The sequence below is a fragment of the Pseudoalteromonas sp. OOF1S-7 genome, assembly GCF_022347765.1.
In the GTDB taxonomy this organism is placed as follows: domain Bacteria; phylum Pseudomonadota; class Gammaproteobacteria; order Enterobacterales; family Alteromonadaceae; genus Pseudoalteromonas.
Genome location: NZ_JAKRFZ010000001.1, coordinates 607,208 through 630,223, shown reverse-complemented (window position 1 = coordinate 630,223; position 23,016 = coordinate 607,208). Strand labels below are relative to the sequence as shown.

The 23,016-nt window shown below is 50.1% G+C and carries 19 protein-coding genes; 9 read left to right on the top strand and 10 right to left on the bottom strand.

Translation table 11 applies throughout. From position 1 onward, the window contains the following. The 6 genes from rlmH to leuS form a co-directional block, all read right to left on the bottom strand. Entirely contained in the window at positions 1–471 is a 471-nt protein-coding gene (gene rlmH / locus MHN33_RS02775) for a 23S rRNA (pseudouridine(1915)-N(3))-methyltransferase RlmH (protein ID WP_046004195.1), read from the bottom strand. Between the two features lies 1 nt (position 472). Further along, positions 473–790 carry a ribosome silencing factor gene (rsfS, locus tag MHN33_RS02770; protein WP_239394787.1) on the bottom strand — a complete coding sequence of 106 codons (318 nt, stop codon included), beginning with the start codon at positions 788–790 and terminating at the stop codon, positions 473–475. Positions 791–877: 87 nt separating this feature from the next. Further along, positions 878–1,522: a nicotinate-nucleotide adenylyltransferase gene (gene nadD / locus MHN33_RS02765; protein WP_239394777.1), complete on the bottom strand. Its 645-nt coding sequence runs from the start codon at positions 1,520–1,522 to the stop codon at positions 878–880. Continuing rightward, positions 1,519–2,556, bottom strand: a complete 1,038-nt coding sequence (gene holA / locus MHN33_RS02760) for a DNA polymerase III subunit delta (RefSeq protein WP_239394775.1) — start codon at positions 2,554–2,556, stop codon at positions 1,519–1,521. Before holA ends, nadD begins: the two co-directional genes overlap by 4 nt. Then, a complete protein-coding gene (lptE, locus tag MHN33_RS02755) occupies positions 2,556–3,089 on the bottom strand; it encodes an LPS assembly lipoprotein LptE (protein ID WP_239394766.1) in 534 nt (177 codons plus the stop codon). Before lptE ends, holA begins: the two co-directional genes overlap by 1 nt. Further along, complete coding sequence (gene leuS, locus MHN33_RS02750; RefSeq protein WP_239394755.1) at positions 3,089–5,677, bottom strand: leucine--tRNA ligase; 2,589 nt, start codon at positions 5,675–5,677, stop codon at positions 3,089–3,091. The genes lptE and leuS overlap by 1 nt, the downstream gene beginning before the upstream one ends. 209 nt (positions 5,678–5,886) lie before the next feature. Between leuS and MHN33_RS02745 the strand changes: the two genes are divergently transcribed. Genes MHN33_RS02745 through MHN33_RS02735 form a run of 3 tightly spaced genes read left to right on the top strand, consistent with a single transcriptional unit; the run spans position 5,887 to position 9,334 of the window. Beyond that, positions 5,887–6,345 (top strand): zinc ribbon-containing protein, encoded by a 459-nt coding sequence (locus MHN33_RS02745; RefSeq protein ID WP_239394742.1) that lies wholly within the window; start codon positions 5,887–5,889, stop codon positions 6,343–6,345. 53 nt (positions 6,346–6,398) lie between these two features. Then, positions 6,399–8,834: an AAA family ATPase gene (locus tag MHN33_RS02740; protein WP_239394740.1), complete on the top strand. Its 2,436-nt coding sequence runs from the start codon at positions 6,399–6,401 to the stop codon at positions 8,832–8,834. Positions 8,835–8,848: 14 nt separating this feature from the next. Beyond that, on the top strand, positions 8,849–9,334 hold the full coding sequence (locus tag MHN33_RS02735) for an FKBP-type peptidyl-prolyl cis-trans isomerase (RefSeq protein WP_239394738.1): 486 nt from the start codon (positions 8,849–8,851) through the stop codon (positions 9,332–9,334). A gap of 38 nt (positions 9,335–9,372) precedes the next feature. On the opposite strand, the gene MHN33_RS02730 is transcribed toward MHN33_RS02735, so the two are convergent. After that, positions 9,373–9,996: a TIGR04211 family SH3 domain-containing protein gene (locus MHN33_RS02730; RefSeq protein ID WP_239394736.1), complete on the bottom strand. Its 624-nt coding sequence runs from the start codon at positions 9,994–9,996 to the stop codon at positions 9,373–9,375. 288 nt (positions 9,997–10,284) lie between these two features. On the opposite strand from MHN33_RS02730, the gene MHN33_RS02725 reads away from it, so the two are divergent. The 3 genes from MHN33_RS02725 (at position 10,285) to MHN33_RS02715 (ending at position 13,552) form a co-directional block, all read left to right on the top strand. After that, positions 10,285–11,802, top strand: a complete 1,518-nt coding sequence (locus tag MHN33_RS02725) for a CYTH and CHAD domain-containing protein (protein ID WP_239394734.1) — start codon at positions 10,285–10,287, stop codon at positions 11,800–11,802. A gap of 25 nt (positions 11,803–11,827) precedes the next feature. Continuing rightward, complete coding sequence (locus tag MHN33_RS02720) at positions 11,828–12,472, top strand: START domain-containing protein (protein ID WP_239394723.1); 645 nt, start codon at positions 11,828–11,830, stop codon at positions 12,470–12,472. A gap of 228 nt (positions 12,473–12,700) precedes the next feature. After that, complete coding sequence (locus MHN33_RS02715) at positions 12,701–13,552, top strand: HDOD domain-containing protein (protein WP_239394714.1); 852 nt, start codon at positions 12,701–12,703, stop codon at positions 13,550–13,552. Positions 13,553–13,615: 63 nt separating this feature from the next. Here MHN33_RS02715 and metK read toward each other — a convergent pair whose 3' ends face one another. Next, positions 13,616–14,767: a methionine adenosyltransferase gene (gene metK / locus MHN33_RS02710; RefSeq protein WP_138552182.1), complete on the bottom strand. Its 1,152-nt coding sequence runs from the start codon at positions 14,765–14,767 to the stop codon at positions 13,616–13,618. Between the two features lie 361 nt (positions 14,768–15,128). Between metK and tkt the strand changes: the two genes are divergently transcribed. Then, positions 15,129–17,123: a transketolase gene (gene tkt / locus MHN33_RS02705; RefSeq protein ID WP_239394712.1), complete on the top strand. Its 1,995-nt coding sequence runs from the start codon at positions 15,129–15,131 to the stop codon at positions 17,121–17,123. 154 nt (positions 17,124–17,277) lie between these two features. Here tkt and MHN33_RS02700 read toward each other — a convergent pair whose 3' ends face one another. Further along, positions 17,278–18,030 (bottom strand): hypothetical protein, encoded by a 753-nt coding sequence (locus MHN33_RS02700; RefSeq protein WP_239394709.1) that lies wholly within the window; start codon positions 18,028–18,030, stop codon positions 17,278–17,280. A gap of 262 nt (positions 18,031–18,292) precedes the next feature. On the opposite strand from MHN33_RS02700, the gene MHN33_RS02695 reads away from it, so the two are divergent. Both MHN33_RS02695 and MHN33_RS02690 read left to right on the top strand, forming a co-directional pair. After that, a complete protein-coding gene (locus tag MHN33_RS02695) occupies positions 18,293–19,741 on the top strand; it encodes a RimK family protein (protein ID WP_239394707.1) in 1,449 nt (482 codons plus the stop codon). Further along, positions 19,741–20,850 carry a GNAT family N-acetyltransferase/peptidase C39 family protein gene (locus MHN33_RS02690; protein ID WP_239394705.1) on the top strand — a complete coding sequence of 370 codons (1,110 nt, stop codon included), beginning with the start codon at positions 19,741–19,743 and terminating at the stop codon, positions 20,848–20,850. The genes MHN33_RS02695 and MHN33_RS02690 overlap by 1 nt, the downstream gene beginning before the upstream one ends. Before the next feature lie 63 nt (positions 20,851–20,913). On the opposite strand, the gene MHN33_RS02685 is transcribed toward MHN33_RS02690, so the two are convergent. Then, complete coding sequence (locus MHN33_RS02685) at positions 20,914–22,929, bottom strand: methyl-accepting chemotaxis protein (RefSeq protein ID WP_239394703.1); 2,016 nt, start codon at positions 22,927–22,929, stop codon at positions 20,914–20,916. Positions 22,930–23,016: the final 87 nt, after the last annotated feature.

The window sequence follows — 23,016 nt, the reverse complement described above, 5'->3', positions numbered from 1 at the left end:
CTATTCCCTGTGATATGGATGGTTGTTATTTAAACTCCAGCCACGATACAGGCTTTCTGCCACCACAATGCGCACCAGCGGGTGGGGGAGCGTCAGGTTAGACAGTGACCACTTTTGTTCAGAGGCCGCGATACATTCCGGCGCCAGGCCTTCAGGCCCGCCTATCAGCAAACTGACATCACGGCCATCCAGCTGCCACTTTTCCATATTACTCGCGAGCTGGTGGGTGTCCCAGGGTTTGCCTGTGACTTCCAGCGTGACGATGCGGTTGCCCTTGGGGATAGCGGCCAGGGTTTTCTCACCTTCTTGCTGCAAAATACGTTTGATATCGGCGTTTTTGCCCCGCTTGCCGGCGGAGATCTCAATCAGCTCCAGTGGCATATCTTTGGGAAAACGCCGCTGATATTCCTGGAAACCGGTTTCAACCCAGCCTGGCATTTTAGTGCCGACTGCTATGAGCTGGATCTTCACATTAACCCCAGAGTTTTTCTAGGTCATAGAAATCGCGCGTCTGATCCTGCATGACATGCACCACCACGTCACCCAAATCAACCAACACCCATTCACCCGTATCCTGACCTTCCTGACCAATTGGTGTTTCACCGGCATGACGTGCTTCTTTGGCGACATGATCCGCAATTGACTGGACATGGCGCTTGGAGTTGCCAGAGCAGATAACCATATAATCGGTGACGGAAGAGGTATTTCTTACATCAAGGTGAACAATATCGCGGGCTTTCATATCGTCGACTTTGTCTAGTGCAAAATCTAATAATTGTTTTGAATCCAAATCTCTGTCTCTTTGCTACAAATAAGCGGCAATTGTAACACGGTTAGCAGGGGGAAACTCAAGTCTGTGCACCCACTGCGCTCTGGGTTACGGGTTGTCGCTACTGCTTAGGTACAATTGATGTGTCTGAATATACTTTAAGACTGCATTATTCAGCCAAGGTTCAACAGCTTGGCGATGTTTTATCGCGTTTCTGATGGTACTGGACGCAGCCTCAAATGGCTGACCCGGCAAAAAATAACACAGGCCATCAAGTCGGGTGCTAAGCGTTTGGGTATCCGTGCAGCGCGCATGCGCCAGATACGCCTGTAAAGCCTCGGATGGGGCACACGCGTCACCCGGGCGTTGATACACCACAATATGGCACAGCGCCACGATTTCCTGCCAGCAATACCATTTGTCCAGGCTGTTAAATGAGTCCATGCCCATTAAAAACACCAGGGCCTGATCAGGGTACTCCGCTTTAAGCTCCTGCAGGGTGAGCAAAGAATACGAAGGGGTATCCCGTTCGAGCTCCCTTGGGTCAATGGTGAATCTGGGCTCATGGGCAGTGGCCAGTTGCAGCATCGCCAGTCTGTCTGAGGTGCTGATGGTCGGGCCTTGCTTATGCACCGGCACGGCATTGGGAATAAAGCGCAGCTCAGACAGGCCAAGCTTATTCACGCACTGCGTGGCCATATTGATATGACCCAGGTGGACTGGATCAAAGGTGCCGCCAAACAGGGCTATCATGCCAGCTCCTCATAGGGCAGGGCAAACGGCAGCGACTGGCAAAAGCTCAGCGCGATGTGCGCCAGCGCCTGATAGGGCGCGACCAGAATGTTGCGCTTATAGGTCGAATCGAACTCAGCCAGCAGGACTAACAATTGCTCCAGCTGCGTGGTATTGAGCCGGTCCAGCGCCTGCTGGGTATTCTGCTGCTGATTTTTCCAGACATTGTGTTTTTTGAACGCATCCTGCGCGGGGGTGCCCGATTGGATCAGCTGTTTGAGGTTCAGCAACAGCTGGGCCTGATTGTGCAGCGTCCAGGCAATACTAGCGGGCTCGACATTATCGTGTGCCAGTTTGTTCAACACCTTGATCAGTGTTTTCGGATTACCGCGCAGCAAACCATCGTTCAGATCAAAGATGTCAAATTTGGCCTGATTGAGCAGTCCGCTGAGTAGCTTTTCCTGATCGACAGGGGCACTCTTGTACAGTAAAGAGAGCTTCTCCAGTTCCTGATGTGTCGCCAGCAGGTTGCCTTCGGTTGCCTGTAGCAGGCTGCGTTTGGCATCATTATTAAGGTTCAGTTTCAGCCGCTTACATTCATCATCGAGCCAGCGTTGCAGATGATAGCCGGTCAGCGCGTAGCAGGGCACAAACAGGCCTTGCTTATCCAGCGCCTTAAACCAGGCACTGCGCTGAATATCCTGCGAGGCTTTGGCACCTTTGAGGATCAAAATCACATCCGGGTTCGGGTTTGCCACCAGCTCTTTTAAAATGTTCACGCCCTGAGTGGGCGGTTTCTGCTGGTTAAGATCGAACTCGATCAGGGTCTGAGCGCTGAACAACGACATGCTATTGTATTGATTGACCAGTTCCTGCCAGTCGAAGCCGGGTAGCAAGCTGAATTTGATCACTTCATCAAACCCCTGGCGTTTAGCGGCCTGACGCACGGCGCTGACACACTGGGCTTCCTGGAAAGGCTCTTCACCAAAGATCAGATAAAACGGTTGCAGGCCCTGTTTAAGCTGGCCTGCTAATTGATTGGCATAACAACGCATTAGAGTTGAGACAATTCGCGAATAATACGACGGCTGGCAAGCTGACGCAGCTCGCTGAGGATGATCTCCCGCTCCTGAGATTTACCCAGGGCATTATCCGGGTCATCCTGGTAGTTGCGGTACAGTTCAAATTCCTGCTCGACAGGCTCGAACCCCGGCCGGGTAAGACGATAGCGCACGCTGTAGGCCAGCTCATATTGCGCCACCTGGCCATTTTTAAACAGGCTCAGCGTCTGACGCTCAAGCGAGTCCCGGTACAGGTGCAGTTCAACCGCATCTTTGCCATTGCCAAGCTTAGGCGACGGCAGTAGTCTGACCTGAGCGCGTTTAAGTTCTTGCCTGAGACTCATAAACAGCGCCGATTTACTGTCGGTGCCGCTCAGGTGGAGTACCCTGAGGTCATCCGGCAGATAGGAGGCTTTCTTCAACTGAAAGCCACACCCTGACAGTGTCACGCAGGTAATTAACGCCAGCATAAAACCCTGCCAGCGTCGTGTCATACTGAATAATGGGGTATTCAGCAGGGTAGCCATTAGTTGGCTACCACATTGAACAGTTTACCCGGTACGTAGATTTTCTTACGTATGGTTTTACCGTCGGTAAACTTCAGTACGTTCTCATCGGCAAACGCCAGCGCTTCAATTTGCTCCTGGGTTGCATCGGCAGCCACAGTCAGCTTAGTACGCAGTTTACCGTTGACCTGAACGACGATCAGTTTTTCGTCTTCAACCAAAGCGCCTGCGTCAACCTGTGGCCAGCGTGCATCTAAGATGTCGCCTTGCTTACCAAGTTGTTCCCACAGCTCATGAGACAGGTGCGGCGTGATTGGCGCCAGCATGATGATCATGGCTTCCAGCGCTTCGTTGGCCAGAGCGACGTCCTGTGTGTCTTTCAGCGGCGCTTTGGCCAGCTTGTTTGACAGCTCCATGATAGCCGCAATGGCGGTGTTGAAGGTCTGACGACGCTCAACATCATCGGTTACTTTCGCGATGGTTTTGTGGATCTCACGGCGCAATGTCTTCTGTGCGCTGCTCAGTGCGCTCAGGTCCAGCTCGGCGGTACCTGCGGCTTTCACATCGACTGCAAATTTCCAGACCCGACGTAAGAAGCGGTGTGCGCCTTCAACGCCCGAATCAGACCACTCCAGCGTCTGCTCTGGTGGCGCGGTAAACATCATAAACAAGCGCACGGTGTCGGCACCGTATTGCTTGATAACGATCTGCGGGTCGATACCGTTGTTCTTTGATTTAGACATCTTGCTCATGCCCGCAGAGAATACCGGCTCACCGTCGTCTTTGTGCCACGCCTTAGTGATGCGGCCTTTGTCGTCGGTCTCGGTTTCTACGTCGGTAGGTGAGATCCAGATATCACCGCCTTTTTCATCTTTTCGGTAGTAAGTTTCTGCCAGCACCATGCCCTGACACAGCAGGCGCTCGAATGGCTCGCTGGAATTAACCAGGCCAAAGTCGCGCAGTAGTTTATGGAAGAAACGCGCATACAACAGGTGCAGGATGGCGTGTTCAATACCCCCAATGTACTGGTTAACCGGTAGCCAGTAGTTTGCTGCGCCAGGCTCTAACATGCCTTCATCGTAACGCGGGCTACAGTAGCGCGCGTAGTACCAGGATGACTCCATAAAGGTGTCGAAGGTATCCGTTTCGTGGAATACCTGCTCGCCGTTAACGGTTGCCTTGGCCCACTCAGGATCGGATTTGATTGGCGACGTTACACCATCCATCACCACGTCTTCTGGCAGACGGACCGGTAACATGTCTTCGCTGGCTGCCAGCTCACTGCCGTCTGCTTTGTTCAGCATCGGAATTGGAGAACCCCAGTAACGCTGACGGCTCACACCCCAGTCGCGCAGGCGGAAGTTGACTTTACGCTTACCGGCATTGATGCCTTCCAGCTTGTCGGCAATGGCGTTGAAGGCACCTTCAAAGTCCAGGCCATCAAACTCACCTGAGTTGATTAACACGCCTTTTTCGGTAAATGCCGCTTCGCTTAAATCTGCTTGTAGGTCGCTGTCGGCAGCCGGGGCGATCACTTGCTTGATTTCCAGACCGTAGGCGCTGGCAAATTCATAGTCGCGCTGATCGTGACCCGGTACAGCCATCACGGCACCTGAACCGTAATCCATCAGAACAAAGTTAGCAACCCAGATAGGCACCTGCTTACCGGTGAGCGGGTGGATAGCGTAAAAGCCCGTTGCGATGCCTTTTTTGTCCATAGTGGCCATGTCGGCTTCGGCGACTTTGGTGTTTTTACATTCTTCAACAAACGCTGCAATGTCGGCGTTGTTTTTTGCCGCTTCCTGGGCAATCGGGTGACCAGCCGCGACGGCGACGTAAGTCACACCCATAAAGGTATCCGGGCGGGTGGTGTAAACAGTGAATTGCTCGTCGTTATCGGCGCGTTTGAAGTCGATCTCCAGACCCTCTGAACGACCGATCCAGTTACGCTGCATGGTTTTCACCTGCTCAGGCCAGTGCTCAAGCTGGTCCAGATCGTCCAGCAGCTCCTGCGCGTAGTCAGTGATCTTAATAAACCACTGTGGAATTTCTTTTTGCTCAACGATGGCACCTGAGCGCCAGCCACGGCCGTCAATGACCTGCTCGTTGGCCAGTACCGTCTGGTCAACCGGATCCCAGTTTACCGTTGACATTTTTTTGTAGACCAGGCCCTTTTCGTACAATTTAGTGAAGAACCACTGTTCCCACTTGTAGTAATCCGGGTGACAGGTCGCGATTTCACGGTCCCAGTCATAGCCAAAACCAAGCAGCTTTAACTGGTTGCGCATGTAATCGATGTTTTCGTAAGTCCACTTAGCCGGCGCCGTGTTGTTCTTGATTGCGGCATTTTCCGCAGGCAGGCCAAATGCGTCCCAACCCATAGGTTGCATCACGTTTTTGCCCTGGAGTCGTTGGAAACGCGAGACCACATCACCTATGGTGTAGTTACGAACGTGACCCATGTGGAGACGACCACTTGGATAGGGGAACATAGACAGACAGTAGTATTTTTCTTTTGATTCGTCTTCAACAACTTTGAAGCTGCTGTTTTGTTCCCAATGGGACTGAACTTTGGGTTCGATTTCTTGCGGGTTGTATTGCTCTTGCATTGACGTTTCCAGACTTCTTGCAAACTAATTAGAAAATTGCCGATAGCATACCCGAAAAAACGCGCTGATCACAGCGCTTCAAAGCGGAATTATCAGCGTAAATTGGCGCTGTGATGATGATTTGTTTCAGGACTGTGACGTCAGCTGAACTATACTGATACACAAGCAGAGTAAATACCTTGCAAAATAGCCTGAGTCGGGAGGTAAACATGGCAGATTACAAACGCTGGCTGGATGACTTTTCAGTGTGGCTGAAAGACGTCAAAGAACATGAACTAAAAAAACTGGTCAAAGAGTTTATGGATGCCCAGGAAGCGCTGAAGCAGCTGTCCAAAGATAAATTGGCGGATTATCGCTATTATCTCAAACGCGACCTGGCTCACCTGAGTGAACACAAAGACCACTATGATGATCTGGCCTGGGAGGAGCTCAAGGCCAGTGTAATGTACGAGCTGGCTCAGCTGGAGGACCGCACGCAGCTAGAGTGGCAGGCATTAGTGCAGGACTTTCAACACGATGGCATTTATAAACAAGGGGAATGGATAGCATTGGGGCAATTAGTGTGTAAAAATTGCGGCCATAAAACGAATGTCTATTATGCGTTGGAAATTCCGTCGTGCAGCGAATGTGGGCACGGTGAGTTTGCTCGTAGGGCACTTACCCCTTAATCACAGCCCCGTGCGCGCGTGTCGCACGGCCGGCCAAGAGAAAGAAGTTAGGAATGACGAAAACCATTAAGCCTTTGAGCAGCGAACAGCTGGCTCCGAGTGTGTCTTTGCCACACATCTCCACCTGCATGCAAAACCCCTATCCGGATCCTTTGCCTTTTATCGGCCAAAATCGGGCGCAAAGTGCGCTGGATTTCGCGCTGGGCATGGAGCTGCCGGGCTACAATGTGTTTGTGATGGGCGAAGCGGCAACGGGCCGTTTTACCATGGTCAAAGATAAACTGGAGGCCCACTGCAAAACCCGCCCGACCCCCAAAGAATGGTTGTATGTTAATAACTACGACGACCACAGAGAGCCGATAGCTTTGTTTATGCAAGCAGGTGAGAGCAAAGTACTGGCCGATGACATTGACTCTTTCCTTGATGAAGTAGTGGACACGTTTCCTGCGGCATTTGATAACCCGGGCTATCAGCGTAAGAAAAAGTCGCTGGACAGGGATTTTGATAACAAATACAACGCCGCCCTGAGCGCTGTGGAAGAGCTTGCCGCGAAGAAAAGCGTTGCCATGATGGAAGAAAAAGGGGTGGTGAGCTTTGCGCCTGTCGTAGATGGTAAAGCGCTGGATGATGCCGAGTTTATGGCACTGGAAGAAGCTATACAGGAGCACTTTTTTGATGCCATTGAAAAACTGGAAGATTGTCTGATAGAAGCGCTGATTGAGTTACCGCGCTGGAAGCGCGAGTCATCAGAGAAGCTGCGCGAGCTAAAGAAAACCACCATTGAGCTGGCGACCAAGCCATTACTCAAAGCGTTGGAACACAAGTATGCCAGCCACATTGGGGTGATACGTTATCTGAAAGACTTGCGGGTGGAAATCGTCGATGCCGTACTTGACTGGCTGGACGACGATAGTGCCGCAGGGGATGAAAATAAAGATGACTTTGATGCCAAGGGGATGCTGAGTGATTTCTTTGCACCCAACATACTGATGGAGTTCAAAGAAGGGCAGGCCGCACCTGTGGTGTATGAGCCTAACCCGACCTTTGGCAACATCTTTGGCAAAATTGAATATGCCAACGCCCACGGTACGCTGATCACCAGTTACCGCTCTATTCAGCCGGGGGCACTTCACCGTGCCAATGGCGGCTATTTGATCATGGATGCCGATAAAGTACTGGCCAATGCGCAGGTCTGGGACGGGCTCAAACTGTCCTTAAAAACGCACCAGATTAAAAATGATTTACCTTATCAGGACAGCTCAGTCGGCAGCAGTTTTACCCTTAAACCTCAGCTGATCCCGCTGGATGTGAAGATCATCCTGCTGGGCTCGCGTGACTTGTATTACACCATAGGCGAGTACGATGAAGAGTTTGGTGAACTGTTCCGGGTGCTGGCCGATTTTGACTACTATTTGCCCGACAGCGATCGGCTGCAATATCAGTTTGTCACCAAAGTGCAGGAGTATTGTGAGCAGACTTTAAAGTGTACCCTGACGGGCGAGGCACTGGCGCGGTTGCTGAAATTCAGTTATCGCCAGGCAGAGCATCAGAACAAACTATCGGCACGCTTTGCGGATGTACTTGAGCTGGTGGCTGAGGCGAGTTATTACGCCAAGCAGGATGGACTCAGCGAAATCGACGCACCACATATCGATGAAGCCATTGTGGGCAAGCAATATCGTACCGGTCAGCTGAGTGAGAACATGCTCAGTGACATTGAAGAAGGTCATACTCTGATCGCCACAGACGGTGAAGCGGTCGGTAAAGTCAACGGACTGACTGTGCTGCACATCGGCGATACCGCTTTTGGTACCCCTGCGCGGATCACTGCGACTGTGTATGCCGGTGCTGATGGGGTGATAGACGTGGAGCGTGAAGCTGAATTAGGTAAGTCTATTCATTCTAAGGGGGTGATGCTGCTAACCGGCTACCTGGGCAATAAATATGCGCAAAATTTCAGCCTGACGCTGAGCGCTAATATCGCTATTGAACAAAGCTATGGCTTTATTGACGGAGACAGCGCGTCGCTGGCGGAGCTGTGTGGTCTGATCTCGGCGATCACATCATTGCCTATCGACCAGTCACTGGCACTGACGGGGTCCATCAACCAGCACGGTGAGGTGCAGGCCGTCGGTGGCGTGAATGAAAAAATTGAAGGCTTCTTTAAGCTGTGTAAAATGCGCGGCCTGACCGGGCGTCAGGGCGTGATCATTCCTCGTTCGAACCTGATCAACCTGGTGCTGGATGACGAAGTGCTGGCGGCGGCTCAGCAAGGTCGGTTCCATATTTTCGCGGTCGCGACAGTCGACGAGGCACTGTCTTTGCTGATGCAGCGTGAGGCCGGGGCGCTTACCAATGGCGAGTATCCGCAGCAGAGTATCAATGCGCTGGCACTGGCCCGTTTGCAGCAAATTGCCGATGTGGTGAATGGCGATGATAAAGACGCCGAGGGCGAAGCAGCCAGCGAACAAGAAAAAGATCATTCATAATTTAGGTAGTCACTATGTCAACAACCAATATTATTCTTGTGCTGGTCATCGTCGTGCTGGGCTGGCTGATTTTTAAAAACGGTAAACAGCAAAAACAGGCGGCGGCAGGTAACCGCATAGAGGCGGCGGAGTTTCTGGCGCAAAACGCTCAAAAGCCAGAGATCACAACAACTGATTCTGGTTTGCAATATGAAGTGTTAAACAAAGGCGACGGGACTGAGCATCCGAGCGCGACAGACAAAGTTACCGTGCATTATCACGGCACTTTACTGGATGGTTCGGTGTTCGACAGCTCCGTGGTGCGCGGCGAGTCCATCAGTTTTGGCCTGAATCAGGTCATACCGGGCTGGACCGAGGGCGTTCAGTTGATGACTGTGGGTGATAAGTTTCGCTTTTTTATTGGGCCGGATCTGGGCTACGGGGATAGAGCCGCCGGGAAAATTGCGCCGGGGTCGTTGCTTATCTTCGAGGTGGAGTTACTCGCCATAGCAGGGAAGTAATAAAAAAGGCCTTAAAGGCCTTTTTTATCGATGCAGATTTACGCCCAGCCGTCGTAGCGCTTACGCCTTGACAACACCAGGGTGAGTACCACGCCAATTAAAATGCCCGCGATACCAATCCCGCCACCATAGCTCAGCAGCATATGTTGCTCTGTTTGTGCCTTATTACGGCTTGCCTGTACTTGAGCTTCAAGCGCTTGCTTCAGCTCGGTGATGTTATTTATAAGCGCCGTATTGTCTTGCTGCAGTTGCAAGTTGGCCTGCTCAAGTTGTGGAATGCGGCTCTGTAAAGTATTGAGTTGAGCATTGTTATCGCTCAGTGCCTGGTTAGCGCTTTCCAGCCGCTGACGTAGTCCAGGCTCCGAAGTGACAAACCGACTTTCGACCCAGCCTTCGCGGTCTTTGTCATCTTTGATTTGAACAAAGTCGTCTTGTTCTGTGTTCAGGACAGTGATCGGAGTCCCGGCTTCGACTGAACCCAGGATGCGATAATTCTTACCGGGTCCGGTGTGCATGAAGAGGTATAAGTCGTCGACAATATAGCCATTATTGTCAGTTGCTGACTGCGCCTGGGCAGGCTCATTTTGCAGCTCGGTTTGCTCCGCCATTGCACTCAGTGAGAGCACAGACAGCAGCAGCGGCAAAGCGATATTTTTCAGCATTCGCAGGCCTTAAATATTGATATCGTTATAAAGTTACCAAAATAGTAGGGATTTCCCGACGCAAAGGCAAGGGGCAGGTTTTGCTGACGAACAGTGAATGGGCAGATTTGGCTGCGCAGCTGAGGGCAAATTCGGGTTGTATAGTGTGCAGATTTTTACACTTGTAATTGAGCAAACCGGTTGGCATTGGTGGTGATTATGCGCTAATAATTACTAAAAGGTTTGCAAAGTGCGGACCCTTTGTATATTTTGGGGGTTCGAAAATTACATAGGTAAATCACACCCCTGATGGACACTGAGATAGAACTGAAATTTTTGGTTTCAGACAATGAAGTTCCGCTGATCCCAGCCCTTATTACCCAGTTTGCCAAAAAAGTCAGCAACAAACCCGCTAAAAATCTGAAAAACGCTTATTTTGATACGCCCAGCCGGGAGCTGCGTGCATTCGATATCGGTTTACGCACGCGCTGCAATGATGATGAATGCGAACAGACAATCAAGCTTGCAGGTGAAGTGGTTGGGGGGTTACATCAGCGTCCTGAGTATAATTTACCCATTCAGGGCAGTCGGCCCGATATTCATGCTTTTGATTCCAGTATCTGGCCTATGGGTGTGCAGCTGGAGTCGATTGCCAGTAATCTTTTCCCGATTTTCAGTACGAATTTTATTCGTCGTACCTGGTTGATCGAAACTGAGGCCGGCAGCGAGATAGAAGTGGTGCTCGATAAAGGCGAGATTAGTGCACAGGGGGTGGTTGAACCCATTTCTGAACTTGAAATCGAGCTGATCGAAGGGGATAAAGACGATTTGTTTTTGCTCGCAGATCATTTGCTACAGCATGTTGGTCTGCGTCTTGGGTTATATTCCAAGGCGGCACGAGGCTACCGTATTGCCGACGATAAACCACTTAAAGCCAATAAAACTCTCGGTGTGATCAAACTACCTCGCGGCTGCACGCAAGAGCAGGCGCTGGTGGCGACCGTCAACCATGGTATTCAGTTTGTGCAGAAACATGAACAGTGTTACCTGGATGCGCCGAGCCTGAAAACCCTTAAACGTGTAATGGACGGGATCAGCCTGATCCGACACGCATTCTGGTTATATGAAGAGTTTGTCGATAAGTCGTCAACGGAGTTTTTACGCAAAGAGCTTAAGTGGTTATTGTCTGAACTGGGTTGGGTGGAAAATGCCATTCACCTGAAAACCTATACTTCTAAACGACATGCCTATTATAAACGGATCTCTAATGCGCCTGAGCTGGCCCAGGTTATAGCTGATCTGAAAGACGTACAGCCAACCGTAACGGACCTTGAAGATCTGTTCCACTGCTCTCGTTACAATCGTCTGATTTTGGCTCTCACCCGCTGGCTGTTAGACAAATCCTGGCGTAAAAACTGGGATCAGAGTGCTATTACGGCGGCGCAAAGCCCGGTTGAGGCACTGGCCAAGCGTGCTTATGATCATGACTGGAATAAGCTAACGACGCTATTCCCGGCTGAGCGAGCGATGACGGTGAAAGATTACCTGGAGTGTCGTCAGCCACTGGAAAACATGCTGTTAAGCGGCCATTGTCTGGGGAAATTATACGATAAAGAAACCCGTCAGACGTTCAGAGCACCATGGGTTGACATTGTTTATGGCATTTATGAACTGGAAACCTTGTTTTATCTTCGTCAGCTGTGTGAAGGCCAGCCAAATGAAGCGTTGCAGGGCATGTTAGTCTGGCTGCAACAAAAAGCCGACTTTCTCGTCAGTGCGATGGAGCAAAGTCGTCAGGCATCGTTAAACAGTGAACCTTACTGGTAATACACAACGTTTAATTTGCCTGTGCATGTTACTGTGGCTGGTCGGTTATGCCGCGCCTGGCCACAGCAAACAAACACCAGAACGCTGGCAACCCTGGCATCATTCCGCTTTGTTTTCTGTAGCCTATCAAAAGCGCGCAGCGCACCCTTTGAAGATCCGGGTGACCGGTAAGTGGCGCGGCGTCAGCGCAAAGTCAGTGATTAACCTGCTAAACGATACCGAACGTGTCCCGCTGTGGGTTAAGCATGTCAGCTCCGTCACCATTTTGTCTCGCCCTGCGCCAAACCAGACGCGGGTATTAACGCATTTTGACTTACCCTGGCCGTTGAGTAAGCGGGATATGATCACGCACGCCTGTTTACTGCAAGTATCTACTACCAGTTATGTACTCAAGATACGCTCAGTCGCTGCACATCCGTCTGAACCGAGTGTTATTCGCATTGAACCTGTTACTGTGCAATGGTCGCTGACGGAGCGAGACAACGCCGTTGAGATAGACTATCGAATATCGGCAGATATACAGGGCGACGCACCTCAGTGGTTTACCGACAAAGTGGCGCTGCGCAATATGCGCGCCTCGTTTAAAGCGCTGCACGAATTGTTGCAGGCATACCCGGCGAACACCCAACCCTGGGCGATGACTCCCGGAAATACCTGCCCGTTCGAATGATTATCATGTAATACCAATTTGCTTAATTAAGTGTTCTATCTTGAGGCGAGAAAATAGAGTCGATAACCAGGCAAAAATTTGCGAGCCTATGTCTAAGGTATAGGGTCTAAATGAGAAATTTTTAACGCCGTTAGCGCCATAATTGCTCCGTCAAATTGAACAGGTATTAAGTGAAATTGGCATATATCGTCTACACTAAAATCAATCTAGCCTGATGTGTCAGTTGTTATGCACAATATCGATGAAAAAACACTGGCGGAGCTGCGCTCCGGGTTTAACCTGCCAGCAAAACCTGAAATTCTGGAACACATTCAGAACGAACTCAACAGTGATGAGCCAGAGCTTAATCGCGTGGCAAATATTATTTCACAGGATGTTGCAACGTCTGCCGCTGTATTGAAAGTCATTAATTCTCCTGCCTACGGTATGTCCAGAACCGTATCTGATATTAAACAGGCGGTGATGTTTTTGGGCCTCAATAGCATTACCCAGATTGTGACAGGTTATCTGTTGAAAGAAGCGTTTGATCAAAGTCTTTGCTGTATTTCACTGGAGCGGTTTTGGGACAATGCCATTGATATTTCTCAGATAGCTATGCTAATTGGTAAACGGGTGCGTGCCAATGTGCCAGTTGAAAATCTTCAGTTGCTTGGCTTGTTTCATGATGCGGGTATACCTGCCATGGCGATGCGTTACGATAATTACAAAGAGGTAATGACCCGTGCTATCCAGCGCCCGGAGTATACACTGGCGTGCTATGAAGAGCAGCTATATCCGACGAATCATGCAGTAGTGGGCTACTATCTGGCTAGTTCCTGGCATATTCCAAAGGCGATGTGTCAGATCATCTTACGCCACCATGACCCTCAGTACCTGGAAGAAGCGCGGGAAGAGAGCGAACAACAGGCCTTTGCGATCCTTAAGCTAGCCGAAAACCTGGCTTTTGAAGGGAAAAATTTTCGAAACTGTGCTGATTGGCATGCATTTAAAGATAAGGTAATGATTGTTTTGAATATTCATGATGATGAATATGTCGATATTAAAGAAGATATCGAAGAGTTTCTAATTTCCGGAAACTAATTGTCCTAATTATCAAAACAAAAGGCGCCCTAAGGCGCCTTCGCTGTAAATTCAAGTTTACAGTTATAAGCCAGCAGCTGCTTTTAATGCTTCTGCTTTATCTGTTGCTTCCCACGGGAACTCATTACGACCAAAGTGGCCATATGCCGCAGTAGGCTGATAGATAGGACGTTCAAGGTCCAGCATAGTGATCAGGCCATAAGGACGTAGATCGAAGTGCTCACGGATCAAGTCGATAAGGCGAGTTTCTTCCAGTTTTCCTGTGCCGAAGGTTTCAACACTGATAGATGTTGGCTCAGCGACACCAATCGCGTAAGACACCTGGATTTCACATTTGTCAGCCAGACCCGCAGCCACAATGTTCTTAGCAACATAACGTGCAGCATAGGCTGCTGAACGGTCAACTTTTGATGGATCTTTACCTGAGAAAGCACCACCGCCATGGCGGGCCATACCACCGTAGGTATCTACAATGATTTTACGACCAGTCAGACCACAGTCACCCATTGGACCACCAATAACGAAGCGACCCGTTGGGTTAATAAAGAACTTAGTTGCTTCAGTAATCAGCTCAGCAGGTAAGACTGGTTTGATGATGGTTTCCATCACCGCTTCTACCAGATCATCCTGAGAAACGGAGTCACAGTGCTGTGTTGACAGAACAACGGCATCAATACCAACTGCTTTGCCGTTCTCGTAAGCAAACGTGACCTGAGATTTAGCATCAGGGCGTAACCAGGGTAAAGTACCATCCTTACGCACTTGTGCCTGACGTTGAACCAGGCGGTGTGAGTAAGTGATGGGGGCCGGCATCAGTACATCGGTTTCGTTACAGGCGTAACCAAACATCAGGCCCTGGTCACCCGCACCTTGCTCTTCAGGGCGTGTACGGTCAACACCCTGGTTGATATCAGGAGATTGCTTACCAATAGTATTGAGGATTGCACACGAATCGGCATCGAAACCCATGTCTGAATGGGTGTAGCCAATTTCGCGTACGGTTTTACGCGTTAATTCTTCGATATCAACCCAGGCGCTGGTGGTGATTTCACCACCGACCATCACCATGCCGGTTTTTACGTAAGTTTCACACGCAACACGTGCTTTTGGATCTTGCTCAAGGATAGCATCTAGTACCGCATCAGAGATCTGATCGGCGATTTTATCCGGATGACCCTCAGAAACAGATTCAGAAGTAAATAAATGTTTTGCCATTGTATTTATGCTCACAAATATTGCGCTTCACAAACTACAGGAATAGCGCGAGAAAATCAGAACGGTATAGTATCGAAAACATACCCGGCTGCATAGCTTTTTTACGCCTAGACGTCCAAATTTCAACCTTTGCGAAAAACGCAGTAAAAAACTCCAAAGAGACACCAAGATTTCATTGATTTTTAATTGCAGTGGTTACCCTAATAGGTAAGAATGGGGACCAATTTTCTAATCGAGTTACCTGCATTTCGGCGTGTCATGCATTGAATTGCCACAAACTAAGGCAAATGTGACACCGTCGCCACACGGGTATATTAGGTACAGATTTGCCACTCAAATGACAAAAAAAGTAGGAGACTTCATGCCATCTCGCAAAGAACTTGCAAATGCCATACGCGTTCTGTCCATGGACGCAGTTCAAAAGGCCAAATCCGGTCACCCGGGTGCCCCTATGGGTATGGCCGATATCGCAGAGGTATTGTGGCGCGATTATTTAAAGCATAACCCAAATAACCCAGATTGGGTCGATCGTGACCGCTTTGTACTATCAAATGGTCATGGTTCCATGCTCATTTATTCTCTGTTGCATTTGTCTGGCTATGATCTGTCGATCGATGAGCTAAAAAACTTCCGTCAAATGCATTCTAAAACACCCGGTCACCCGGAGTACGGTTATGCGCCGGGTATCGAAACGACCACGGGTCCACTTGGCCAGGGGATCACTAATGCCGTAGGTATGGCAATTGCCGAAAAAGCACTGGCAGCACAGTTTAACCGTGACGAGTACGACATTGTTAACCACTACACCTATGCGTTCCTTGGCGATGGCTGTTTGATGGAAGGCATTTCTCACGAAGCCTGCTCGCTGGCTGGAACACTGGGCCTGGGCAAGCTGATCGCGTTTTGGGATGACAACGGTATTTCTATTGATGGTGAAGTAGAAGGCTGGTTCAGCGACGACACACCTAAGCGGTTTGAAGCGTATGGCTGGCACGTGATTGCAGATGTGGATGGCCATGACAGCGACGCTATCACCGCGGCTATCGAAGCGGCGCGTGCAGAATCAGACAAGCCAACCCTGATCTGTTGTAAAACAGTGATTGGTTACGGCTCACCAAACAAGTCGGGCAGCCACGATTGTCACGGTGCACCGCTGGGTGATGACGAGATCAAAGCTGCACGCGAATTCCTGGGCTGGGAGCATGGCGCGTTTGAAATCCCTGAGTCTGTTTACGCCAAATGGGATGCCTCTGCGCATGGTCAGCAAATTCAGAGTGAGTGGCTGGTGAAGTTCACTGAGTACCAGATGCATTATCCTGAACTGGCGGCGGAGTTTGAGCGCCGCACTAAAGGTGAGCTGCCGGCTGACTGGGCGCAGAAAAGCGCAGAGTACATTGCCCAGCTACAGGCCAATCCAGCTAACCCGGCAACCCGTAAGGCATCACAAAATGCACTGAATGCATTCGGTCCTCTGTTACCAGAATTCATGGGTGGCTCTGCGGACTTAGCAGGTTCTAACCTGACACTGTGGGATGGCTCTAAAGGCTTGACGGCAGACGATGCTTCAGGCAACTACATCTTCTACGGTGTACGTGAATTCGGTATGTCGGCCATTATGAATGGTATTGCTTTGCACAAAGGCTTTATTCCTTACGGCGCAACCTTCCTGATGTTCATGGAGTACGCCCGTAACGCAGTACGTATGGCAGCACTGATGAAGCAGCCCAGCATCTTTGTTTACACCCACGATTCAATTGGCCTGGGTGAAGATGGCCCAACGCACCAGCCGGTAGAGCAGCTGGCAAGCATGCGCATGACACCTAACCTGGTCAACTGGCGCCCGTGCGACCAGGTTGAATCAGCGGTTGCGTGGCAGCAGGCTATTGAGCGTAAAGACGGCCCTACGTCTCTGGTGTTTACCCGTCAGGGACTTGAGCAACAGGCGCGCAGCGACGAGCAGGTAGCAGCCATCAAGCAAGGTGGTTACGTACTGAGCTGTGATGGTGAGCCGGATCTTATTCTGATCGCAACCGGTTCAGAAGTGCAACTGGCAGTGGAAGCTGCGGCACAACTGCGTGACAGCGGCAAGCGCGTACGTGTTGTTTCTATGCCATCTACCGATGTCTTTGATGCACAATCTGCTGAGTACAAAGAGTCAGTATTACCAGCCGCGGTAACACGTCGTGTTGCGATTGAAGCAGGTATTGAAGACTACTGGTACAAGTACGTTGGCCTGAATGGCGCGGTTGTTGGCATGAGCACCTTTGGTGAGTCAGCGCCAGCGGCTGAGCTGTTCAAGCACTTCGGCTTCACCGTTGAAAACGTCGTTGCCAAGGCAACAGCGTTGTTCAAATAAGCTCAAGCACGAGTACTGAAAAAGCCGTTCAGGGAAACCTGAACGGCTTTTTTGTGCCCTTAAAAAATGCCTCTTAATACTTCTACCGGCGTAAACTGTACGGTAAGGGCGGTAATGAGCGCCCATAGTGTTGTTACTCTTCTCACATCTTTATTTAAAACCGATAGCCGAGATTAAAATTTGCAGTGGATTTCGACTGGGTTCTGTTAAACCAATCGGCATGGTGCTGAGTGACCTCAAATGTGCCGAACAGGTTGTGTGTAAATGCGTACTCCAGCGCGAGACTGACGCCATAGTTGTTGCCGTCACTGTTGATGGGATCTGTTTTACATATTCTTGTGCAGCTGCTGGGATCCGGGATGTAATAACGGCCGTCAATTTCTCCGTCCTGATAGAACACGCTGCCATAAAGCAAAAGCTCAGGGGTAATGCGATAGCCACTGATAAATGCCACGTCAATGGAGTTTTTATCAAATTCCCAGTGGGACTTATTATATTCTCTATCACCAATATAATTGCCAGCTTCAATTCCTGAGTCATCACCACTGACATAGCCAATGTTCACTGCATGGGAGATATCGCCGCTGCTGGCTTCTTCCCGGCCTTTGCCGTAAAACTGATATTTAAGACTATATTTTCCTTCTCCCCCGGCTGCCCAGCCGAATTCGAAACCATAGCCTAACGAAAGCTCTGCAGCAGCGCGCAAATGTGAATCGTCAGTCAGGTCGTCCGAGGTGTCCATCGGGATGACATTAAGTGTATCTGTGCTTAAAGACACACTGAGGTGGAAAGGGGACTTATTTACTTCTGGGCTTGCAAAACGCGCTGTACTGTTTGGCGATTCAGGGCTGGAGTAGCAACCACCCAATAAAGTAGAAAGCGCAATGAGAGACAGTGTTTTTTTCATTATTTTTTACTCCGTTAAAACCGCGTCAGTGTGCAGGATCGTCCCTTAAATTACAACGTTTGCGAAATGGGGCAGGGTATAAGCAGAGCTGAATATAAATACGGGAAAAGAATTGTTCATCTTCAGCATCAAAATTGATCGTTTGCTATGGCTTAGCTTTTTACATACAAATAGCGTTATACCGGTTGTAAAACCATGATAAAAAGTGGCCTGGCGTACTAAGCTTAAAAGCATAACAGGCCAGGTCATACTAAGGACTATAATGTTGTCTACGCTATTTGTTGTTGATCAAAATGCAGATATTTTGCCACTGAATGACAATGTGGTGACTTTCGAAACTTACCTGCAAGAGTATCCCAAACTCGGCGAATCTAAGCTAAGGGTCATTAATCTGTGTGACTGCCGTCGATACCTCAGTCAGGGCTATTATTGCTCCTTGCTGGCTGAAGCGCGCAATCATCAGGCGCTGCCGAGTGTTAAAGTGATCAATGAGCTGGGTGATGAGGGCTGCACTGTGTATTTGTCTCAGGCCTGGTGCACGCAGCAGGGCATTGCGGTGTCACAGCCCTTAGCATTGTTGATCTGTATGGGTGAAACGCAGCAGACGGAATATACCAAGCTGGCAGCGCATTTGTTTGCGCAGTTGCAGGCTCCCTTACTGACTGTGCATGTTCAGCCTCAGGGCAGCGGGTTACAGGTACAGGTACTGCGGAGCGATTTTTCATCAATTGAGCAGGACGAGCTGGCATTTTGTACGCAGGTGCTCAGTCGGGTCCATGCAATGCAGTGGAAGAAGCGCAAAAGCAGCAAAAAGCATCGCTGGGATCTGGCTATGCTGGTGGATCATCAGGAGCAGTTGCCGCCGAGTAACAAAAATGCCGTGAGTCGTTTTGTGAAGGCCGGAGCCAAGTTGGGTATTAAAGTCCATCTGGTCGAGGCGGCTGAGTTGTATAACTTGAGTCAGTTTGATGGTCTGTTTATCCGTGAGACCACAGCCATTGATCATCATACTTATCGCCTTGCCCAGGAAGCAGAGCAAAAAGACTTAGTGGTGATTGACGACCCCAGCTCTATTTTACGCTGCTGCAATAAAGTATTTTTGCACGATGCGTTTAACTATAAAAAAGTGCCTTCACTGGAAACCCGCTTTGTCAGCCAGTGCTCAGAAGCGGTAATAGAAGAGTTGGTTGAACAGTTATCACTGCCTATGGTGTTAAAAATGCCTGAAAGTGCCTTTTCTAAGGGCGTGTACAAGGTAAAAACCAAAGAAGAGCTGCAATTTCGGTTGAATCTCTTACTGGGCGAGTCGGCCATTGTGTTGGCACAAGCGTACTTATACACCGATTATGACTGGCGCATAGGGGTACTGAACGGACGCGCCATTTACGCCTGTCGCTATCATATGGCACGTAATCACTGGCAGATCTATAACCACAGTTCAAAGCGCAACTTCTCGGGTGGATTTGATACGTTACCAACCTTTGAAGTCCCTAAAGCCGTATTGGGCGCCGCACTGAAAGCGGCGGCTGTGGTAGGCAATGGCTTGTATGGCATCGACATTAAAGAGCATGAAGGTAAGGCCTATGTACTGGAAGTGAACGATAACCCCAGCATTGATCAGGGTGTCGAAGACAAGTACCTGGGCGATGAGCTGTATATGCAGATCATGTCGGAATTTTTGCGCCGTCTTGAAGCGAGAGGTAAAAAGTAATGTTGCAGGCTTGTATGGTGGTTGAAAAAGCCCAGCCAGTGGATTTAGCCGAACTGGTTGAGCTGGAAGCTCGCTGCTTTAGCAGCGACAGGCTTAGTCGCCGCCAGTTTAAGCATCACATCGGGTTTGAGCACAGCCTGTTGCTGACGGCCCGGCTGGCAGGTGAGCTGGTGGGCTATGGGCTGCTGTGGCTGCATCAGGGAACACGACTGGCACGCTTGTATTCACTGGCGGTATCGCAGGAGCATCAGGGCAAGGGCATTGCCAGGCAGTTAATGGCGACGCTCGAGTCGCAGGCGGCTCAATTGGGCTGGCTGTATATGCGACTGGAAGTGGCCAGGCGCAACACGGCAGCAATCGCCCTGTACAAGAAGCTGGGGTATCGGGTGTTTGGTGAATATCATAACTACTATGAAGATCACGATGATGCACTGAGAATGCAAAAGTGTATTCGCAAGCGCACTGAGCAGGCGACGTTGCAGGTTGCACCCTGGTATCAGCAAACCACAGAGTTCACCTGTGGGCCGGCGTCTTTAATGATGGCCATGGCCAGCATCGATCCGGGTTGCATGGGGGATCAAAGCCTGGAGCTGGAGATCTGGCGTGAAGCAACAACTATTTTTATGACATCGGGGCATGGTGGATGCCATCCGTTTGGCCTGGCACTGGCCGCAGAAAGGCGTGGCTTTGCCACAGAAGTGGTGGTCAATACGGCGCAGCCTTTGTTTATTGATGGGGTGCGCAACGAGCAGAAAAAACAGGTGATGACACTGGTACACGAACAGTTTAAGCAAGAGTGCGAATATCGGGATATCCCAATTCAGTGCGCCAGTCTTAAGCTTGAGCAGGTAGAGCAGTGGTTGTCTGAGGGCAGCTCGGTGTTGGCCTTGATCAGTACTTACCGCTTAAACGGCAAGAAGGCACCACACTGGGTCTTAATCACCGGCATCGATGCGCTGTGCTTGTATGTCAATGATCCGGATGTGGAAGAGGAGCAGGAAGCAATCGACTGCCAGCAGGTGCCGATTGCCCGCGAGGACTTTGAAAAAATGGCCACCTTTGGTGCGGGCAAACTGAGTGCGCTGGTGGTGTTACATGAGTCTTTCTGAGCATATACAGAGTAAAAAAGGCCGCTCATTGAGCGGCCTTTTTACATTGAGTATCGACTGAGATCAGACTCGGAACTGATCAACCGATTGTCTCAGCTCTTCGGCCAGCTTGGCTACCTCTGAGCTTGAGATAGACGTCTGGTTTGCGCCCTCAGCCGTTTGTTCGGCGATGGTTACAATAGACTCCAGGCGTTCACTGATCTCCTGAGAAACCTGCTGCTGCTCGTTGGCGGCGTTGGCAATTTCCTCACTGACGTCGTGTGCACGCGACACCGCATCTGTGATTGAGTTAAGCGCTTCATTCGCTACATCACTTTGGTGAACACATGATTCAGCCTGCTGCTGGCCTTTCGACATCGCACTGACGGCTTCTTCAGCGCCGCTTTGCAGCGACTCGATCATGGCCTGGATCTCCTGGGTCGATTCCTGCGTCTTGCTAGCCAGGGAGCGAACCTCATCGGCTACCACCGCAAAGCCACGACCCTGTTCACCAGCACGGGCTGCCTCAATGGCTGCGTTCAGTGCCAACAGGTTAGTTTGCTCTGCAATACCGCGGATAACATCGAGGATCCCGCCAATGGCAGAGCTGTCCTGATGCAGTTTGTTGATCACCTGAGACACGGCTTCCACCTCGTGCGCCAGTTGCTCAATGGTGTGTTTGTTATCCTGAGAAATCCCCTTCACCCGTTCGGCTTCTTTATCGGCGTTTTTAATCTCCTGCAATGCCTGGTGGGCACTGTTGCTAACGCCATGGGCTGTACTGCTCATTTCAGTGGTGGCTGTGGCCGCTTGCTCAACCTGAGACTGCTGACTCTTAATCGCCTGGCTCGACTCTATGGTGATTGCTGAAGTCTCTTCAGAGGCTGCAGCCAGCTGAGTGGAGCGTGACACGATACCGGTAATGAGTTCACGCAGGCTCGCGATGAGGCTGTTACAGCTGCGCGCCAGTTCGCCAAATTCATCTTTTGCCGAGTCATCCAGGGTTTGCGTCATGTCGCCGCGCGCCACGATATTCAGTACCCGGTTTACTTCAGCCAGTGGTTTAGTAATGCGGCTGACGGTCAAATACGCAATCACAATGGCTAACAGGGCAGCCACTATCATGCCAACCCAGGTCCACATATTGGCAGAAGTCACATCTGCGCGCACTTCGTCCTGAATATCAAACGCCAGTTGTTTGGATTGTGCAACCAGTTCACCAAGTTGTTTGAGTGCCGCGTTGGTGGTGGTCTCTGCGGCGTCCAGTTCAGTGCGGGTTGTTTGTCTTGCCGCTATCAGCTGACCAACATTGCCTGCAATGCCATTCGTTCCTTTTAACTGAGTGAGGAGGTCATCATAGTACTGCTGTAAGTCGTCTGCCAGCGTGCTGTCGAGCTGTGCGACGGTTGTTGTCATCAACGCCATATTGCGTTCCAGCTCTTCCAGTACATAAGCCTGCTCTTTGGCGACGATATCCAGCGTGTTGCGCTCTTTGATGGTCATCATATCTGTGCTGGTAGTCACCGCAGAGCTGAACAGGTTTTCCAGCTTAGTTGCGGCCTGATAAGCACGACCGTCAGTGTCCTGCAAGCCATCCAGGTCCAGGATGTCGAGTACCACTGTGGTGGCATCTTCCGCGGCCATTTCGGTGTCTTCAAGCTGCTGTTTCAGGGTTTTAATCAGCATTAATTCGCGCGCTTTGTTACTTAACAAATCTTGCACTGAAGTAGAAAATTGCTTAAAGCTGGTCTCAACCTGGCGTTTGCTTTGTGCCAGACCAGGGTCTTGATCAACCACCGCACCTAACTCAGAAAAGGTTTTATTAAACGCTTGCTGGCGCTCATTAAATTTAGCCTTGAGTGAGTTCAGTTCATCGGGGGATTGAGTATAGTAACTTCCCTGGGCGAGTTTACTCATCTGAGTGAACTCAATTTGCAACGCAGCACTGCTGTCCAGAGCGGGCAATGAAAGCGAATTAACCAGTCTTGTGGAATTATCTATATTGGCGATCCTTAGCAGCGAGTTTCCTCCGATCATCAACAGGAGTAGAGTGATTATAATAAAACCACCCCAGATACGTTGGCTTACAGTCAAATTCATACGGGTACCATCAAATTAAAGCTGAATGAATGCTTATCGGATTTATTGCGCGATAGTTAAGTATTTTATAGCAGATGTGAATTCAAA

Bases quoted from the DNA above. Each gene is read 5' to 3' on its own strand.
- nadD (WP_239394777.1), bottom strand. From the start codon at position 1,522: ATGATAGCCCTGTTTGGCGGCACCTTTGATCCAGTCCACCTGGGTCAT.
- holA (WP_239394775.1), bottom strand. From the start codon at position 2,556: ATGCGTTGTTATGCCAATCAATTAGCAGGCCAGCTTAAACAGGGCCTG.
- lptE (WP_239394766.1), bottom strand. From the start codon at position 3,089: ATGGCTACCCTGCTGAATACCCCATTATTCAGTATGACACGACGCTGG.
- leuS (WP_239394755.1), bottom strand. From the start codon at position 5,677: ATGCAAGAGCAATACAACCCGCAAGAAATCGAACCCAAAGTTCAGTCC.
- MHN33_RS02745 (WP_239394742.1), top strand. From the start codon at position 5,887: ATGGCAGATTACAAACGCTGGCTGGATGACTTTTCAGTGTGGCTGAAA.
- MHN33_RS02740 (WP_239394740.1), top strand. From the start codon at position 6,399: ATGACGAAAACCATTAAGCCTTTGAGCAGCGAACAGCTGGCTCCGAGT.
- MHN33_RS02735 (WP_239394738.1), top strand. From the start codon at position 8,849: ATGTCAACAACCAATATTATTCTTGTGCTGGTCATCGTCGTGCTGGGC.
- MHN33_RS02730 (WP_239394736.1), bottom strand. From the start codon at position 9,996: ATGCTGAAAAATATCGCTTTGCCGCTGCTGCTGTCTGTGCTCTCACTG.
- MHN33_RS02725 (WP_239394734.1), top strand. From the start codon at position 10,285: ATGGACACTGAGATAGAACTGAAATTTTTGGTTTCAGACAATGAAGTT.
- MHN33_RS02720 (WP_239394723.1), top strand. From the start codon at position 11,828: ATGTTACTGTGGCTGGTCGGTTATGCCGCGCCTGGCCACAGCAAACAA.
- MHN33_RS02715 (WP_239394714.1), top strand. From the start codon at position 12,701: ATGCACAATATCGATGAAAAAACACTGGCGGAGCTGCGCTCCGGGTTT.
- metK (WP_138552182.1), bottom strand. From the start codon at position 14,767: ATGGCAAAACATTTATTTACTTCTGAATCTGTTTCTGAGGGTCATCCG.
- tkt (WP_239394712.1), top strand. From the start codon at position 15,129: ATGCCATCTCGCAAAGAACTTGCAAATGCCATACGCGTTCTGTCCATG.
- MHN33_RS02700 (WP_239394709.1), bottom strand. From the start codon at position 18,030: ATGAAAAAAACACTGTCTCTCATTGCGCTTTCTACTTTATTGGGTGGT.
- MHN33_RS02695 (WP_239394707.1), top strand. From the start codon at position 18,293: ATGTTGTCTACGCTATTTGTTGTTGATCAAAATGCAGATATTTTGCCA.
- MHN33_RS02690 (WP_239394705.1), top strand. From the start codon at position 19,741: ATGTTGCAGGCTTGTATGGTGGTTGAAAAAGCCCAGCCAGTGGATTTA.
- MHN33_RS02685 (WP_239394703.1), bottom strand. From the start codon at position 22,929: ATGAATTTGACTGTAAGCCAACGTATCTGGGGTGGTTTTATTATAATC.